This window comes from Candidatus Hydrogenedentota bacterium, from assembly GCA_016791475.1.
Taxonomy (GTDB): Bacteria; Hydrogenedentota; Hydrogenedentia; order Hydrogenedentales; family JAEUWI01; genus JAEUWI01.
The window spans coordinates 1-567 of sequence record JAEUWI010000374.1 but is presented as its reverse complement, the minus strand read 5'-3'; the positions used below and the strand labels follow the sequence as shown (position 1 = coordinate 567).

Annotated in this window: 2 protein-coding genes; both read right to left on the bottom strand. The window is 70.9% G+C overall.

Annotated elements, in window-relative coordinates; all coding sequences use genetic code 11:
* On the bottom strand, positions 1–282 hold a 282-nt coding region (locus tag JNK74_29760), incomplete at its 3' end, for an ATP-binding cassette domain-containing protein (protein MBL7650357.1).
* Between the two features lie 5 nt (positions 283–287).
* Positions 288–567: DUF1826 domain-containing protein (locus tag JNK74_29755; GenBank protein ID MBL7650356.1), on the bottom strand; the 280-nt coding region annotated here is incomplete at its 5' end.

Genomic DNA, 567 nt, shown 5'->3' with positions numbered 1-567 from the left:
ATTGAACTGCTGGAAGATGAAGCCAATGTGATCGACCCGGAAGCGGTCCCGGGCGGGGGCCGACAGGGCGTCCAGGGCCTGGTCGAGGATCTGGACGCGGCCTTCCCGGGGCAGCAGCACGCCGCCGATGAGGTTGAGCAGGGTGCTCTTGCCGGCGCCGCTTTCCCCCTGGATGAACACCTGCTCTCCCTGGCCCACGTCCAGGGCGGACAGGGTGAGGCACGGTGCAGTCTGGCCTGGCCAGGCAAAGCGCAGGTCGCGGATGTGAATGGCCGGGGCCATGGGGCTCACCACACCCCGTCGGCGGCCAGCACCACGCGGGGAAAGCCGTCGGCCGGAACCGCGGGAGAGCGATGGATGATCCCGCGGCGGCCGTTGCCCTGCCACAGGCTGCCCTTCAGCAGGGCCACGGCGAAGCCGGGAATGCGCTGGATCTGCGTCCCGCTGCCGAGCAGGCCCGACTGGTCGTCGGGCAGCCCGCCGGCGCCAATGCCCAGCTTGCTGCGATCGGCGGTGGCATCGTCCAGCCATTCCGTGCCCGGCCCCCGGTAGGTGCACAGCAGGCGG